Here is a 15,176-nt window from a genome sequence, read left to right on the forward strand (position 1 = left end):
CCGCTTTTTCTAATAAATTGTATAGCCGTTGTTTTCCTGTAATTGATTCATAAGTCTCAATACTCATTACGGCAAGATCACCTTCTCCATTTTTGGTAATAAATACAGGTTCTCTGAATTTATGGCAAAATTCAGAAATTTCAGAATATGAGTTTCTTAAATCAGCACTTTTTCTTATTACCGGCATATAACTAAATAATATCAATATTTTGATATTATTTCAAGCCCTCTTTTCCAAATACCTCTCCTCCTCGCTAAACAAACACCCGCAGTACTTCTGCATATAAAATCCTGAGGTTCGGGCTTTTGTTTGCCCTTCACGGAAAAGCGGACGGAAATCCCTGTATAAAAAATCTACTCCGTATTTTTCCGCCGTTTCTTCGCAGACTTGCTTTATCTCCTCATGATCCTGATACGGGCTTATTAACAGAGTTGAGCTAAAGGCGGAAAATCCTTCCTGTTTTGCGAAGGACGCAGTTTTTTCAAGACGCATACGGTAACATTTTTTGCACCGATCAGGCTTGGAAATTGAATTACTATCCGCCTGTGAATAAACTACTTTTAGAAATTCCCTTAATCCGTATTCATCAATTGAGGTAAGAGCCAAATTTTCGCTTTTGGCGAAATCTTTAAGGCAGTCGCTTCGGGAGCTATATTCCGTATAGGGGTGGATATTCGGGTTGTACCAGAACAAGTGCGGCTCTGTTTTTTCGGCTCTAAGACTGGCGACAAAGGAGACTGAACAGGGAGCGCAACAGCAGTGGAGAAGAAGTTTCATATCTAAATAATTATAACATACTCAAAGGATCAACATCAATTTCTAAGTAGACTTTGCTTTCCTTTACTTTTTCATAAAGGGAAACAAGCTCACGTGCCATGGAGTGAATCGCTCCAATGGAAGGACTGCGAAGAATTAATTGCCGTCTGTAATTGTTGTTTATAATGCCGATGGGACATTCGGCAGGACCCAGCATATCGGCGTCTTTTGGAAGTAATTTTTCGGCGATACTTGCAAGCCTGTTAATAGCCGAGTTTGCTTTTATTTCTTCTTTGGAGCGGACAGTAAAACGAATAAGTCTTGAGTAGGGCGGAAAGCCGAGTGAACGGCGGTGTTTTAATTCGGCGTTAAAAAAGCCCGTCACGTCCAATATGCACGATTTTGTAATTACAGGGTCGTCAGTGCGAAGCGTCTGCACAATTACTTTGCTGTCGGGGAAATATCTGCCGGCTCGTCCGGCTACCTGAACAATAAGAGAAAAGGTTCTCTCCGCCGCTCGAAAGTCTGGCATGTGCAGTCCTGTGTCGGCAAAGACTACGCCGACAAGCCGCACTCCGGGAAAATTCAATCCTTTAGCGACCATTTGCGTACCAAGCAAAATGTCGATTTCTCCTTTTTTGAATAATTTAAGCGTTTCTTCAAGACCGCCGCCGCCGCTTTTTTTTGAGGCTGTGTCAGCGTCAACACGGCGAAGGCGTAAGTTGGGGAAAGTGCGGCGTACTTCTTCCTCGATCATTTCAGTGCCGAAACCTCTGTAGCCTGCTTCCACACAGCCGCAGTTGGGGCAGACTGTTGGCGGCGGTTCGCTGTAACCGCAGTAGTGGCAAATACAGCGGTTACGTTTTTTATGCCATGTAAGCGATACTGAACAACGCTTACAGACAAGGTCCCAACCGCATTCAGGGCATTTGTAAAAATGAGCGAAGCCTCTGCGGTTTAAGAAAAGGATAGTCTGCCTTCCCATTTGAACGGTTAATAAAATTTCATTTTTTAATTCCTTTGTAAGACAGCCTTCGGTTTTGGCAAGGCTTACGGCTTTTATCTCAGGCATTCCTCCGCCTGAAAGACGGCGTGACAGGTCAAGCCTTTTAATGCCGCCTTCTTGCATAAGTTTCCACGCTTCCGCCGAAGGAGTAGCCGACCCCATAACAAGACGAGCGCCTTCTTTTGAACAGCGGTGGAGTGCGATTTGCCTTGCGTGGTATCTTGGCGTGTTACCCGATTTATATGAGCCGTCATGTTCTTCATCAATGATGATAAGCCCAAGATTAGGCACTGGAGCGAAGACTGCGCTTCTGGGTCCTACAACAATCGGCGCTTTTCCGTTTTTTATTCTGATCCATTCTGAAAGACGAGCGGAGGGAGTCATTCCCGAATGTAAGGTGGCGGACAGCGAGCCGAAACGGTTTCCAATCATCTGGGCTGTTTGGTGGGTTAGCGATATTTCAGGCACAAGATAGATAACCGATTTTCCTTCGTTTAACATAAATTGTGCCGCTCTAAGAAAGACTTCCGTTTTGCCTGAACCTGTAACACCGTAAAGGTAGAACATCGGCGGCAAATTGGAATTGGTATTTGTGTTTTCTATGGGAGAAGTTATGGCGCTTAAAGCCGCCGCCTGTTCATCGGATATTGAAAGCGTAGGAATTATTTCCTCATCGCCGGAGGGCAGGGTAGGGACTTTTTCCCTTATGCCAGACGGAATCATCGAAGAAATCGCCTGCCCTGTTCCGCAAATGTAAAAGCCAGCCATCCATTTGGCGATTTCTATTTCTCTCTCGCCAAATAAAGGGTCGCTATCCACCACACGGCGGATTTTTTTTACGGCTTCGTATTTTATCCCTTCCGGCAACATATCACGCTGTCCTATGATGTAGCCTAGAACGTCTCTTTTCCCGAATGGAACCATCGCCCGTTTTCCGATAGCCGCCTCGTTTTTATCGTCAATAAGATAGGTGAAACTTAGCTCGGAAGGAATGTCAAAAACTAAATCGAAATAGATAACCAATCTTTACTCCGTCAATTAAAATTTTGAATGAAGGAGTTTTAAGTCTTCCCACGCAGGACGTTTATATTCTTCGTTACGCAAAAGCGCGGCTGGGTGGTATGTGGCGATGAGTGGAATCTTCATCTCCCCAACTTCCAATTCCGTAAACTTTCCACGTATTTTTCCTATTGATTCGGTTGTTTTTAATAGCGACTGCGCGGCGATTCTTCCCACGACAAGAATGAATTTGGGTTTTAATAAAGTTATTTGATGTTCAAGAAAATTCGCGCATGCTGATGTTTCTTCGGGGTAGGGGTCTCGGTTAAAAGGCGGTCGGCATTTTACTACATTGGCGATAAAACAATTTGTCTTGCGCGAAAGACCGATAGAGTCCAACATCTTGTCCAAAAGTTGACCTGCTCTGCCGACAAAAGGGCGACCGTGCCGATCTTCATCTTCGCCGGGAGCCTCGCCGATTACCATTACAAGCGGCTGTAAAACACCCTCCCCTGGGACAGCGTTGGTTCTTTTTTCCCAAAGCTGGCAATTTCTGCAAACTAGAATTTTTTCCGCTATTTCCTCGATATTCTCAAAAGTGCCGCCGCCGTCAATCTGTCCTTTTGGCTCATCATCGTCAAATTGGTACTCTTTGGCTTCGGTTTGGTATCCTGAAGCCAGATGATCTGAGGCAATATCAAGGAAATTGGCTATTTTTTGCTTGTCAATTTTGGTCATAGTTTGATTATCAATATTAATAATTCATAACTATAAAAACAAGAGCTTTAAAAAAACGCAATAGTAACTAACTACAAAATATTATAATTATACTCAAATATTTATTTTTTCCAAAAAAATACACAAAATGTAGTACCATTCTATTGACAAGTACGCTATATATGCGGTACTATATATAGCGTAATAGTTGTAGTAGGAGACACTATATGCGTTGCCCCCATTGCGGGACTATTGAAGACAAGGTAATTGAATCGCGGACATTGGCAAATGGGGACGCTGTGCGCAGACGCAGGGAATGTAACAGTTGCGGTTACAGGTTTACAAGTTACGAAAAGATCGACGAAAGGCAATTTATGGTGGTCAAAAAAGACCAAAGAAGAGAGCCTTTTGATCGTGAAAAACTGGAAAAGGGAGTAGTGCGGGCGCTTGAAAAAAGACCGTTTTCCCAGATGCAGATTGAGAATCTTGTAAATGAAATAGAGGACGAATCGGCGATTTTAAGCAAGGGAAGCCGTGAAATTTCCAGTTCCGTTATTGGGGAATTGGTTTTAAAAAGGCTTGGCGAATTGGACAAAGTAGCCTATATACGTTTTGCGTCGGTTTATAAGTCGTTTAATAATTTGGAAGAGTTTTTAGAAGAAATAAAGCAAGTTGGTGAACCTTGAGGTTTACTGCCTGTCTTTAGGGGGGCAATGAAAGACAGGCAGACCCTTTTTCGGGAGGGGAATGCGCTTAAGACCGCGTGAAGGCAGCTTTTACGCGGTCTTTTTTTATGACACCTTTTATTATTTATGTTATGATATACAAAGTTTTTTGAATGTATGGCTATGGGAGGGATTGAATGAAAATAGGGCTGGATACATTTGCCTGTGACGGCGGTAAGTCCGGAGTGGGTATGTATTTAACTCAATTCTTAAAACGCATAAAACCTTCTTCACAAGCCCTTTTTGAGCTTTTCGGTTGGGAATATGACCGCTATACATACACTGAAGTAGCCCCTAATTTTGAGTTTATTCCACAATGCTCTGTTCACGGAAAAACGGCTAATTCCCTTTGGCATGTTTACAGATACCCCGAATTTGCTTTACATCGTAAATTTGACGCCTGTTTTTTTGCCGCGGCCCATCGTTATCTGCCGTATAAATCGCCGTGTCCGACAATAGGCGTTGTTCATGATATGGCGGCTTATTACGGCAATAGAAAAATCAGGGTTCACCTTGGCGCGTTTTTAAGAATGATACTGCCCAATTCTTTGCGCAGATTAGACAGAATTATCGCTGTAAGCGAATTTGTAAAACAGGAACTGGTAGAACGCGCAAATGTAAAAGAAAACAGAATAGAAGTAGTCCCAAACGGAATTGATCATGAAGCCTTTTACCCGCGTCAGAGAAACGAAGAAAGTGTACTGTTAATTCAGCCGTTCAGCTTTAAACGCCCCTACGTTCTTTGCGTGTCAAGAATAGATCACCCTATTAAAAATCATGTCCGCCTTATAAACGCTTTTAATATTTTTAAAGAAAAAACAAAATATCCGCACCGGCTTGTTTTAGCCGGAGGAGACAGCAACAATGCATCAGTTGTGAAGGAAGCCGCCGCTGCGTCGCCTTGGCGCAGTGATATTTTCTTTACAGGTCATTTCCCCGCAAAAAGTCTGCCGGAACTCTACGCCGGAGCCGATTTTGTCGTTGTTCCGTCAATGTACGAAGGTTTTGGCATGGGCGCTGTAGAGGCGATGGCTTGCGGCGTACCAGTAATATGCGCCCGCGCTGCTTCCCTTCCTGAAACAACGGAACACGCCGCTCTTTATTTTGACCCCTTGAGTATCGAGGACATGGCGGACAGAATGGTTACAGTCAGCACAGACCGCAACATTTACAATGAATGCCGCCGACTTGGTTTGGAACGGGCGCAGTTCTTCTCTTGGGACAAATGCGTAGACAGAACTTTGCAAATAATTTATGAAACGGCGGGGCAGTAAACAAGGCTTACGCCATTTACAATATTGGCTATGGCATATTATGCTAAAAAAAGGGTATTTTATTGTAAATAATACCCAAAAAAGGGTAAAAAAGTATTTCTTATAGAAAATTTAAATTTTTATTAAATTGTGTCAATAATGTTTATTTTCTCTGGCATATGGATATATAATAAATCAGCAGATGTGATGTCATTTTTCTCCCCCTTATATATGAAGGGGGAGAGTGTGTCGTCACATTTTTATGGTTTTTTACATCTTAAAGAATTTATATGGGAAATTATAGACTTACACTTAATGTCTATAAATAGATTTGGGAAATCTATGATTGGATGGGTGTAAGTAATGTATAATAATAGTTTCTTAAAGAGAAAAATTTCCTGCCCAAATTATATTTCCTTAACTATTGTAGGTGTCTCATTTGTAACTTCTGTCGAAGTTCATAATTATAATAAGGGAATATTGTTAATGATAGTAATTAATTTTGCCGTTTTATGTAGTAATAAGTTAAAGTTTAATATAGGTATGATTTATAGGGTAGTTTACCCTACATTATAATAATTAATATGAAGGAAGGGAGAAAACGATGTTTGAAGGAAGAGATCTTAAGAAAGAAATAGAAAATTTGGGAATTATAGCTATCGAAGATTATGGCGTAGGAAGCCTAGAATCTACTTTTGCCGCATTGGACGCAATACGTCAATACGAGGAACAAAATATTAAAAAAGAAGAACAGGAAGAAAGAGGGCTTAATAATCGTGATACAAACCAGTAAAATATATTTTGTTTATTGCTATAATAATTTGTGAAAAAACCAGATTAGTTGTTTCACAAGTTTTACATTTTTAAAAGGATGTTGTTATAGTATGGGAATAAATCATAAATTTGTCGATGATCTTGATTCTGCTATTGACTGCTTTCTTCCTATTTTGAAACAATTACAAATAAAAGAAAATGATAATACAAAAATACCTGTTTGTTTATCATTTTCACCAGAACTTAGAGGAATAGATAGTATTAAACAATGGGATATAGTGCTTCTAAAAGCTAATCTACTTGATAAAGATAATACGGCATTATTTATGCTTAAATCATATGGTGACAAATATAATGATTCAAAAATGAGATGTTATATAGTTATTGATGAAATCTATTATATTAGAAATGAAGCAGCCAAAGTTATCCATGAAACCAGAATGATGATAGTCATTCATGAATTTATACATTTTATTTCTTACATCTATGCGAGAATCAAAAATACTCCTAAAGAATTTTTATAAAAATTAGAAAATAAGCTTTCAGCAAAAATTGATTTTTGGAATGAAAAGGAAACTCTGGAATTATATAAATTTCTAGATAAGTTAAGACCTACAGATGATTTTAATAACTCAAAACATACAAGAGATGAACATTTTAGATTGGGAAAAGATGATACACCTCTTAATTATACAGACATTTACAGAAATTTAATGCTTTCACATCAGTTATTTGATGAGTATTTTTCAGACCAGGCAAAAAAAGATTTTTGTGACTTTTGGAAGAAAGAAGAATACGGCGAGGCTTACAAATTATATATAGATATTACAAAAAGTATAGCGCAAGAAGAATGGATACTTGAAAATTTTGCTATACAACAAGCAGGTAATATTTTAAATGAATATTATGCTTATAATTTATTATAAGTGATTATAATAGGAGAACATTTACATGATTGATGAATTGACTAAGATTACTAATGATCTTGAATATATCATTGACAATTTTAGCCCTGTATTAAATGAATTACAAAAGAATCAAAGTTCCCCTATTTTTTTATCGTCTTTTTCTAATTTAAAGAATTTAAATAATGTTAGCAATTGGGTAATAACATTATTAAAAGCTAATTTATATAATGGTAAAGTAACTCAAGTGTTAAAATACAATGAAAAACATGGGATTTTACAATTTTACATAATTCTTGATGAAGGCTTGTTTGAAGATGCAAGGGAAACGAAAGAATTGAAAAATATTATAATAGTTCATGAATTTATTCATTTCCTTGCTCTTTTTTATGCCAGTATCAGTTCTTCAGAAAATAACTTTCATCAAATATTGATAGAACGGCTTTCACAGACATCAAATGCAACTCCAAATGAAAATATTTTTAAATTACATAAATTTTTAACTGAAGGAAACCTGATAGATGATTCTTACAGTTATGAACAAGTAAATGATGCGCATTTTAGAATAGGAATAGAAAAAATGCCTCTTGATTATGCTGAATTATTTAGGAATTTTCTCTTATCGCGGCAAATGTTAGATAAGTATTTTTCCCATGAAAAAAGAAATATATTTTTCAATTTATTTAAAGAACATAAGAATGAAGAAGCGCAGGATTTATTAAATGAAATAATAAATAAAACGGCTAAAGAAGAATTTCTACCAATTACATTTGTGGCTAATCAAACAATTGACTTAATTATAAAATATTATTCAGATAAATATATATGATTAGGAATAATCTTAAAACAGCCATTAATAACTCAGGACTGATCGTAAAAGAAATCGCCGCAAAATCCGGAGTTAAGAAAAGAACAATAGATAAATGGGTAGGGGCTGATGCGACAGAACCTAAGGTAAATGATCTATATAAAGTTTGTCAAATACTAGGTGTTACTGTTGAATGGGTTGTAGCAGGAGAAGAAGGTATAAAATATGTGCAGAAAATTATAAAAAATGACCCCTTGGCAATACAAGTACCTGATAAAATTTCCCCAATTGTTAAAGGGCTGATGCAATTAGATGACAGAGATTTATCTGGTATTTTTGCCAATATTGAAGCTCTGACAAAAGATAATATATGAATTTACAGCCCATTAAGTGTTACAATATTTGTTTTTTTGGGGAGTGGAGGATTTGAACCTTCGAAGGCTTAGCCAACAGATTTACAGTCTGCCCCATTTGACCACTCTGGAAACTCCCCAGTAATACTCTTATATACTTATACAAAAAAAAAAGAATCTTGGCAAGAGGGTTATTTCTTTTTTCTGATTCCGTCCGCAGCCCATGAAATAATTACGTTAAGCCGTTTGGTAATAGCGGAATCTATATCTATCTTTGAGGCTACAAAATCGGATATTTCAGCGCCGGCAATGCTGTATATTAGTATGCCTTCCTGTATCGGTTCAAAATAAAGTTGGGCTATGAATTTATCTTCCTTCATTACAGGCACAAATAAATAGCTTATATTGCGAAAATTGGTCAGGGTATAGCGTAAGCCGTTTTGAACAAGCGCTATATCCGCGCGGTAATAAGTGTTGCCAAAATTAGCGTCTTTAAGCTTAATATAAACAGTCTCTGTTTTGGGCAGCGTTTTTGAAGGCGCGGGATCGGGAATTGCGGAGGTTTGCTTATCGCTTGTTATTCTGGTCGCTTCCTCAAAAAGAGGAACAGATTTGTTTCTGGTATAAGAATTGTATAGCCTTCCGCTGAGGTCGCGTATATTCCCTAATGCGTTGTATACGTCAAGAAGGTTTACAGAGTCGGGATTTACGCGTATAACTAAAATTGACTCAACAAGATAACCGGGATTCTTTTTTAACACATTATTGACAATTTGAGAATCTAACTTTGAGTTTCTTTCATTACCCATTATGATAAAACCGTTTTCTTTATGGCTTGATTTCACATAACCGGAGTCGCTGAATGCGGATTTTTTTATATCCTGATTAAGGTTTGGAAAAACATCATTAAAATTACGAATTTGCGCAAAAATACTATTTGCAAGAACAAAAAACATACACAAACTTAATAGTTTTTTCATTTAATATGCGCCCTTACCAATAATAACTACACCAAATGTTTTAAAAATAATCCATAAGTCAAGCCATACAGACCAGCTTTGTTGATAATATATGTCATAAGCGACTCTGTCAAGATAGTTGGAATCGGATCTTCCTGAAACCTGCCATAAACCTGTTAGCCCCGGTTTAACAGAAAAAACTCTTGTATAATCTTCGCCGTATTTTTCAATTTCATCGTCTATAATAGGACGAGGACCTACAAGGGACATTTCACCTTTTAAAATATTTATAAGCTGGGGAAATTCATCAATACTTGTACGGCGTAAAAATTTACCTATTTTTGTTATTCTTGGGTCTTTTTGCAATTTATAATTTTCCTGCCATTCTTTTTTAAATTCAGGGTCAGTTTCTAAAAGTTTTTTTAATTTTTGCTCGGCATCTGCCACCATCGTGCGAAATTTATATGTATAAAAATGTTTCCCGTTTACGCCAAGTCTTTTTTGTTTATAAAGAACTTTACCGGGCGAGTCTATTTTGATTAATAACGCGATAAAAAGAAGAAGCGGTAAGACTAAAAAGCCTCCAAAGATAACTATGGCAAGATCCATGAATCTCTTAACAAGTAAATTAAATGTCATGTTAAGTTTATTGCTTGTATCTATGCCAAGAACACCGCTGAAATCGCGTACAGACATCCAAATGCTTGATAAGTTATAAAAATTGGGAATAAGTACATTATAACGGAAGTATCTAACCGATGTGTTTTGAAGATGTTTTAATTTTACGGGGTCAAGAGAAGGCATAGCGACAATTGCCATTTTTATATTGTACCTTTTTACAATTTCAGGACCAGCGGAAATTTCATGAATTATCGGTATGCCCTTATAGTCATCGTCTCCAAGCGGGTTATCGTCCAAGATAAGCACAGGCACATAGCCTGTTCTTATACTACCTAAAAGACAATCGGCGACAAGTTTTCCTGTTTCTCCTGAACCATAAATTACCGCCGGTATACCTCCAAGTTTTGTTTTATGCAAAAACCAGTGTGTTATACTTCTGACTGTTAAAAGAATTATTGTAGAAAATACTCCGCTTATCAGGAACGCTGAATTAACCGCGTCCCAATGGTCATTTTCTATAAAACGGGACATAGTTATGCCGCCGTAAGCTATAAGAGAGCCGATAAAGAATCTCCTCATTTCTTCGGAAGGGGCAAGGGAGACGCCTGGATACAATCTGTGAAGCTGAAAAATTACAATAAAGGCGGGAAGATAGGGCCAATAAGTAATAAATGATTTTGCGTTTATAACGCCGTACCCTATGATAAATCCGTATATTCTTACCCAAAAAAAACCCCATGCGAATGACAGCATAACAGCTATAAGATCGGAAAAAATAAAAGCTGTTGCGGTGAGCGCGGAACTGGTGCGACGGTATCTTGTTTTATACCATTCATCAAAGTCAGTAAGGGTCATTTACATACAATATAGCGTAAAATAGCGAGTATTTCAATATAAACTACCACATATTATTAAAAAATCATGAATATTTTATTACCTTATTGATATTATTTATTTCTTCGATATAATATAGATAATTAATGAGGTTGATTGTGTTCAGAAGATGCGTATTTGTCTGTTGCTTAATTTTTATAACAAATTTTTCCCTTACGGCTCAATCCCATATAGCCGTCCCCTTGGAAAATCCTATATATACAGTAATTGAACAGGCGCAAATACGAGGATTGTGCGGTTATCTTCCGTCAACAAAACCTTATTCAAAGGCGATGATTCTTCGTGTTATAGAAGAAATCCTTACAAGCGACTCCATTCATGAATTTGCCCGTCTTAAAGAAAAAGAACGCAATATACTGGAACAATTTCGTAAAGATTTTACTCCCGAAAGAAAAGGGCTTAATTTAACGCGTGGAACAATTTCCTCGGAACATATATGGCACGATATTTATTTTTCAAGTGAATTTGGCGTTGGCATGGATTTTAACTTTGGCGCGAGTTATTATTCTTTCGCGTCAGGTTATAATTATACGCCTACAGATGATCCTCTTTTTAAAGATGCGGCGCATCCCGCATCGGGTGATTTATACAAAGATTTTAGTATAATTCCGAGTATTTCATTTTTAGGAGATCTTGGAAAAAATACGTCTTATGGGCTTACAATAAATGGATTTATAGGAAAGTCTCCAAGAGCCATACTTGGACAATATGAAACCACCCCATATGATCCGGCTGACGATGAAACTCATTATTTAAAATTTCCCGTCCGTAGCGAACCTTTGGCGCATTTTCCATATACATATAAAAAGAAGTGGGATAGTTTTGTCTATTCCATCAAAAACATTAGCAATAGGTCAATGTTATCATGGCCCGATGAGCTTTCAGTAGGTTATTCTATGCTGTCAGAATTATCGGGGGAATTTTTAAACGGGCATTTTATGTATCGTTTTTCACGTTTGGACAGGGAATGGGCGGGACCTATATCTAACGGCAGTCTTGTTCTGAATCAATCAGCGCAGCCTTTTTTGGCTTTTGAGACGGTAATTGTACCTTTTGAATGGATTTCGTTTTCTTCGTTGACAGGCGTACTGGAATACAATAACGCTATTGGTTCCGATAATAGAGCGTTATTAAAAGATGCTTCGGCAACATTTCAAAACGCTTTTTCTATAGTTATGCTGGAGATTAGCTATAAAAAATATTTTAAAGTAAGTTTTGGAAGTAGCGCTGTTTGGCCCAAGCGTTTTGAGTTAGGGTATCTTTATCCGTTTGCCGAAAATTATTTGTACCAGAATAACATAGGCGATTATGACAACTTGGGATTATTTTTAAATATGGAAGGGCAGTATCCTGCGGGACTTGGAAAAGCCTGGCTTTCCGCGTTTGTCGACGAAATAAGTATAGAGAGCGGTCTTAGAGAAATGGACAGAACAATGTATGCTGTTCAACTTGGCGGTTTATTTTATATACCGTGGTTGCCATTTGCATCATTAACATTGAGTTATACAAAGATTGAACCTTATAATTATACTCATGGACGTTTGGAAACTCCTTGGTACGAAAACAATTTAATGGAAATCAATTATGTCAATTTTGGAAAGTCATTAGGTCATTATCTACCGCCCAACTCCGATGAAATTCTGATCCGCATTCAGTCTGTTCCTGTTCCGCGAAGTCTTGTAAGTCTGCAATACCAAATGATTCGCCACGGCGCTAATTACGGAGACAGGGCGGTGGACGGAAGTTCTCTTTGGTCGGAATTAAAGGAAATGGACAGAAGTTCGATGAAGAAATATTTCTTGCATGATGGCGCGTATCAATGGATGCATATATTCAAATTAGGCGGGGAATACTCATTTACCGGAAAGAAATTGCCTGTAAAATTGATTGGCGAAATTGGCGGGGTGTATTCTTTCTTTACGGATTCTGATTCGGAATTGGGATCAAACGGCGATATCCGTATCATAAATACGCCGCAATATCCGCATACTTTGACTTTTATAGGATTTGTAGGAATTCAACTTTTTCCTAAATTTTAGTATTACAAAAACAAGAAAAATACGATAATATTTAAGTTAGTATCCGTTATTAAAACGGCGGGTACAGGCACGATACTCCAATTTAATGAGTGTAACTATGAAAATTATTGTTAGGGAATTTTTCGCGTTTTTAATTTTGTTTTGTTTTTTTCTATTGCCAATTAACGGCTTTGCGCAGGAGACAGAAACAACAGTTGAGCCACAGCCTATAGTTTCGCAGGAAAATGGAAAGGCGGAGGCTGTTTCTCAGGCAAAAGTAAACCATTTTAATGATAGCGTATATACGATTATGGGCGTTACTTCCAGCAATGTCTTTTTGAATTATGCAAATAGATTGGCAAACGCTTCTTTTGCCAATATGACATTTAAAGATATATGGGATAATATTTACGCCGATCCTGACTGGATGTGGGAAGATGGCGACAGATTCCATGTAAATCAAGTTGGACATGCCTATTTGGGCGCGGTTTATTTCGCGAGCGCGCGCGTTAACGGTTTTAATTTTTATCAATCAATACCGGCTGTTTTCTTGGGAGCCGCTATGTGGGAAATGATTTTTGAACCGGAACCGGCGTATAATGATGTTATATCTACAACAATGAGCGGTATGGCTTTTGGAGAGATGCTGTACAGACTTTTTCTTGAGGTAGATACTTCCCCTTCTTTTGGGGCAAGGGTAGGCGGGTTTTTACTTAGCCCTTCGAGCAGTCAAAGTAAGATTTATAATCGTACGGTTAGGCAAAAAGGCGGGGGCAATATTTATGATTTATCGTTAAGATTAGGCGCTGAAAAATCATTCGCTTCTTTTCCGGGACATGAAAAGCATGGGCAATCATGGAAGAATCCCGGCGGACATATTGATGTTGATGTAGTATACGGCAATCCTTTTTTACAGCAAAGTAAAAGACCCTATGATCATTTTGAATTATTTGCGGGGTTTACCATGAATACTACTTCGTATCATGCCGCGATAGTTTCCGACGGTTACCTCTATTCTATAAATCCTGTAGAAACGGATAAAAAAATTACAAGTACCGGTTTGAGTATGCACTTTGACTTTTACGACGCTTCAAATGATTTTAAAGACAATGTCGGGTACGGTAATATTCCTTTTTCCAGCAGCGCAATCGGCTGGACGTTAAAACATAAATATCTTTTTTCGGAAAACTCACATCTGGAGATAAAAACTCATGTTAACGCTGTTTTGTGGGGAGCCAGTATGTACAATATGTATGATACTGCTTCTTCTGAAGTTGACTATTGGGTTGATATAGGGGATACACGCTGTACATTTGGAGTGGGCGAAAACATTAAATTATCTTTTTCTTTTGTTCATAAAAAAGCCGGAAAACTGGCTTTTAATGTATATGGATACCATATTTTTGCCATTCCTGTGCCTTTTAATTCTTCGGAAGGAGAACGTTCAAAAGGAAATGTGTTTTTCTTGTACAGCTCGGCGAATTATGATTTTCCGTTTAATGATAGAGTAGGGATAGGCGTAAAAGAAAATTTTTGGGGATTGTTTGGAATTTATGATTTGGCGGGCAATGTAAATCGCAGACTTTTTTCAACTAGTTTTTATGTTTTGTTTAAATTTTAAATGAAACAATAACGCCGTTTCCCGTGGGAATTATAGTTAGCTTATCATTATTGTTTTTAAAATGAAGATCGGGTATTAACCACCCGTATGCTGAACTTATTAATGCCGATGTTAATACGTCTGTAATAAAATGCGCTCCTGATACAATACGAAGCGAGGCTATTGTAGCTGCCAATGAATAACCGCCTATTATTATAGGAAGTTTCATTTTTGAGTCGGGAAATTCTTTAGAAAAAGTAGCGCTTAAAAATGAAGCCCCCAAAAATGAAAAAGACGTAGCTCCCGAAGGAAAACTGTTATAATAATCTTTTTCTTTTCCTGCAGGGATATTATCAGTATACATATATGGACGGAAACGAATTACGGCATTTTTTAATGTAAATGTCGTGCCAAATGTGAGTAACAGAGCTTCGCCGTACATAATTCCGTAAGTTAAAAGTGTGTTTTCTTCTTTTATATTCGGTATAATAGAAATAACAGGCAGTAACGCTAACGCGTACGCGCCGTTGTCTGTAATTAAATCGAGCGTTTTTTTGTATGAGAACATTAGAGACCTGTCAAAGCTGTTTACCTTGTCTTTTTTTAGGTTAACGGGAATATTTTCAGGCTCATTATTCACAAAAAAAGGCGTTATGCCTATTCCAAGCGATAATGCTCCTATTATTAATTCCCTTTTTAAGTTAAGATCATAAGCAGTTTGGGAAAACACGTTTAATTTTGTAAAAAAAAACACTAAAAGGACAAATAATGTTTTTTTGGGCATCTT

The 15,176-nt window shown here is 37.6% G+C and carries 16 protein-coding genes and 1 tRNA gene; 9 read left to right on the plus strand and 8 right to left on the minus strand.

Annotated elements, in window-relative coordinates:
* The 4 genes from ACYVTD_RS01560 to ACYVTD_RS01575 form a co-directional block, all read right to left on the minus strand.
* The coding region (locus ACYVTD_RS01560; RefSeq protein WP_461246021.1) for a type II toxin-antitoxin system prevent-host-death family antitoxin at nucleotides 1–187 on the minus strand (187 nt) is incomplete at its 3' end.
* A gap of 33 nt (nucleotides 188–220) precedes the next feature.
* The gene (locus ACYVTD_RS01565) at nucleotides 221–778 is read right to left on the minus strand and encodes an epoxyqueuosine reductase QueH (protein WP_461246022.1); all 558 of its coding nucleotides are present in this window, start codon (nucleotides 776–778) and stop codon (nucleotides 221–223) included.
* Nucleotides 779–788: 10 nt separating this feature from the next.
* Nucleotides 789–2,786, minus strand: a complete 1,998-nt coding sequence (gene priA, locus ACYVTD_RS01570; protein WP_461246023.1) for a replication restart helicase PriA — start codon at nucleotides 2,784–2,786, stop codon at nucleotides 789–791.
* 15 nt (nucleotides 2,787–2,801) lie between these two features.
* Complete coding sequence (locus ACYVTD_RS01575) at nucleotides 2,802–3,500, minus strand: uracil-DNA glycosylase (protein ID WP_461246024.1); 699 nt, start codon at nucleotides 3,498–3,500, stop codon at nucleotides 2,802–2,804.
* A 206-nt stretch (nucleotides 3,501–3,706) separates the two neighbouring features.
* Between ACYVTD_RS01575 and nrdR the strand changes: the two genes are divergently transcribed.
* The 7 genes from nrdR (at nucleotide 3,707) to ACYVTD_RS01610 (ending at nucleotide 8,318) form a co-directional block, all read left to right on the plus strand.
* A complete protein-coding gene (gene nrdR / locus ACYVTD_RS01580) occupies nucleotides 3,707–4,165 on the plus strand; it encodes a transcriptional regulator NrdR (RefSeq protein ID WP_461246025.1) in 459 nt (152 codons plus the stop codon).
* A 176-nt stretch (nucleotides 4,166–4,341) separates the two neighbouring features.
* The gene (locus ACYVTD_RS01585; RefSeq protein ID WP_461246026.1) at nucleotides 4,342–5,478 is read left to right on the plus strand and encodes a glycosyltransferase family 4 protein; all 1,137 of its coding nucleotides are present in this window, start codon (nucleotides 4,342–4,344) and stop codon (nucleotides 5,476–5,478) included.
* A gap of 583 nt (nucleotides 5,479–6,061) precedes the next feature.
* Nucleotides 6,062–6,250 carry a hypothetical protein gene (locus ACYVTD_RS01590; protein ID WP_461246027.1) on the plus strand — a complete coding sequence of 63 codons (189 nt, stop codon included), beginning with the start codon at nucleotides 6,062–6,064 and terminating at the stop codon, nucleotides 6,248–6,250.
* Nucleotides 6,251–6,341: 91 nt separating this feature from the next.
* Nucleotides 6,342–6,755: a hypothetical protein gene (locus tag ACYVTD_RS01595; protein WP_461246028.1), complete on the plus strand. Its 414-nt coding sequence runs from the start codon at nucleotides 6,342–6,344 to the stop codon at nucleotides 6,753–6,755.
* A gap of 138 nt (nucleotides 6,756–6,893) precedes the next feature.
* Entirely contained in the window at nucleotides 6,894–7,157 is a 264-nt protein-coding gene (locus ACYVTD_RS01600) for a hypothetical protein (RefSeq protein ID WP_461246029.1), read from the plus strand.
* Nucleotides 7,158–7,182: 25 nt separating this feature from the next.
* Complete coding sequence (locus ACYVTD_RS01605) at nucleotides 7,183–7,965, plus strand: hypothetical protein (RefSeq protein WP_461246030.1); 783 nt, start codon at nucleotides 7,183–7,185, stop codon at nucleotides 7,963–7,965.
* On the plus strand, nucleotides 7,962–8,318 hold the full coding sequence (locus ACYVTD_RS01610; RefSeq protein WP_461246031.1) for a helix-turn-helix domain-containing protein: 357 nt from the start codon (nucleotides 7,962–7,964) through the stop codon (nucleotides 8,316–8,318). Before ACYVTD_RS01605 ends, ACYVTD_RS01610 begins: the two co-directional genes overlap by 4 nt.
* A gap of 37 nt (nucleotides 8,319–8,355) precedes the next feature.
* Here ACYVTD_RS01610 and ACYVTD_RS01615 read toward each other — a convergent pair.
* The 3 genes from ACYVTD_RS01615 to wbaP all read right to left on the minus strand — a co-directional run bounded on the left by ACYVTD_RS01615 (nucleotide 8,356) and on the right by wbaP (nucleotide 10,732).
* A tRNA-Tyr gene (locus ACYVTD_RS01615) sits at nucleotides 8,356–8,437 on the minus strand.
* A gap of 51 nt (nucleotides 8,438–8,488) precedes the next feature.
* The gene (locus tag ACYVTD_RS01620) at nucleotides 8,489–9,277 is read right to left on the minus strand and encodes a DUF6675 family protein (RefSeq protein ID WP_461246032.1); all 789 of its coding nucleotides are present in this window, start codon (nucleotides 9,275–9,277) and stop codon (nucleotides 8,489–8,491) included.
* Complete coding sequence (gene wbaP, locus ACYVTD_RS01625) at nucleotides 9,278–10,732, minus strand: undecaprenyl-phosphate galactose phosphotransferase WbaP (RefSeq protein WP_461246033.1); 1,455 nt, start codon at nucleotides 10,730–10,732, stop codon at nucleotides 9,278–9,280.
* Nucleotides 10,733–10,953: 221 nt separating this feature from the next.
* On the opposite strand from wbaP, the gene ACYVTD_RS01630 reads away from it, so the two are divergent.
* Nucleotides 10,954–12,810 carry a hypothetical protein gene (locus ACYVTD_RS01630; protein ID WP_461246034.1) on the plus strand — a complete coding sequence of 619 codons (1,857 nt, stop codon included), beginning with the start codon at nucleotides 10,954–10,956 and terminating at the stop codon, nucleotides 12,808–12,810.
* A gap of 97 nt (nucleotides 12,811–12,907) precedes the next feature.
* The gene (locus ACYVTD_RS01635; RefSeq protein ID WP_461246035.1) at nucleotides 12,908–14,410 is read left to right on the plus strand and encodes a DUF3943 domain-containing protein; all 1,503 of its coding nucleotides are present in this window, start codon (nucleotides 12,908–12,910) and stop codon (nucleotides 14,408–14,410) included.
* Here ACYVTD_RS01635 and ACYVTD_RS01640 read toward each other — a convergent pair.
* A complete protein-coding gene (locus ACYVTD_RS01640; protein ID WP_461246036.1) occupies nucleotides 14,400–15,173 on the minus strand; it encodes a phosphatase PAP2 family protein in 774 nt (257 codons plus the stop codon). The two genes, ACYVTD_RS01635 and ACYVTD_RS01640, sit on opposite strands and share 11 nt — an antisense overlap.
* Nucleotides 15,174–15,176: the final 3 nt, after the last annotated feature.

Source organism: Treponema sp. R6D11, assembly GCF_054786075.1.

Excerpts from the sequence above, each read along its gene's own strand:
- ACYVTD_RS01595 (WP_461246028.1), top strand. The coding sequence starts at position 6,342 with ATGGGAATAAATCATAAATTTGTCGATGATCTTGATTCTGCTATTGAC.
- ACYVTD_RS01565 (WP_461246022.1), bottom strand. The coding sequence starts at position 778 with ATGAAACTTCTTCTCCACTGCTGTTGCGCTCCCTGTTCAGTCTCCTTT.
- ACYVTD_RS01635 (WP_461246035.1), top strand. The coding sequence starts at position 12,908 with ATGAAAATTATTGTTAGGGAATTTTTCGCGTTTTTAATTTTGTTTTGT.
- ACYVTD_RS01610 (WP_461246031.1), top strand. The coding sequence starts at position 7,962 with ATGATTAGGAATAATCTTAAAACAGCCATTAATAACTCAGGACTGATC.
- ACYVTD_RS01575 (WP_461246024.1), bottom strand. The coding sequence starts at position 3,500 with ATGACCAAAATTGACAAGCAAAAAATAGCCAATTTCCTTGATATTGCC.
- ACYVTD_RS01590 (WP_461246027.1), top strand. The coding sequence starts at position 6,062 with ATGTTTGAAGGAAGAGATCTTAAGAAAGAAATAGAAAATTTGGGAATT.
- ACYVTD_RS01605 (WP_461246030.1), top strand. The coding sequence starts at position 7,183 with ATGATTGATGAATTGACTAAGATTACTAATGATCTTGAATATATCATT.
- wbaP (WP_461246033.1), bottom strand. The coding sequence starts at position 10,732 with ATGACCCTTACTGACTTTGATGAATGGTATAAAACAAGATACCGTCGC.
- ACYVTD_RS01640 (WP_461246036.1), bottom strand. The coding sequence starts at position 15,173 with ATGCCCAAAAAAACATTATTTGTCCTTTTAGTGTTTTTTTTTACAAAA.
- nrdR (WP_461246025.1), top strand. The coding sequence starts at position 3,707 with ATGCGTTGCCCCCATTGCGGGACTATTGAAGACAAGGTAATTGAATCG.
- ACYVTD_RS01620 (WP_461246032.1), bottom strand. The coding sequence starts at position 9,277 with ATGAAAAAACTATTAAGTTTGTGTATGTTTTTTGTTCTTGCAAATAGT.
- ACYVTD_RS01585 (WP_461246026.1), top strand. The coding sequence starts at position 4,342 with ATGAAAATAGGGCTGGATACATTTGCCTGTGACGGCGGTAAGTCCGGA.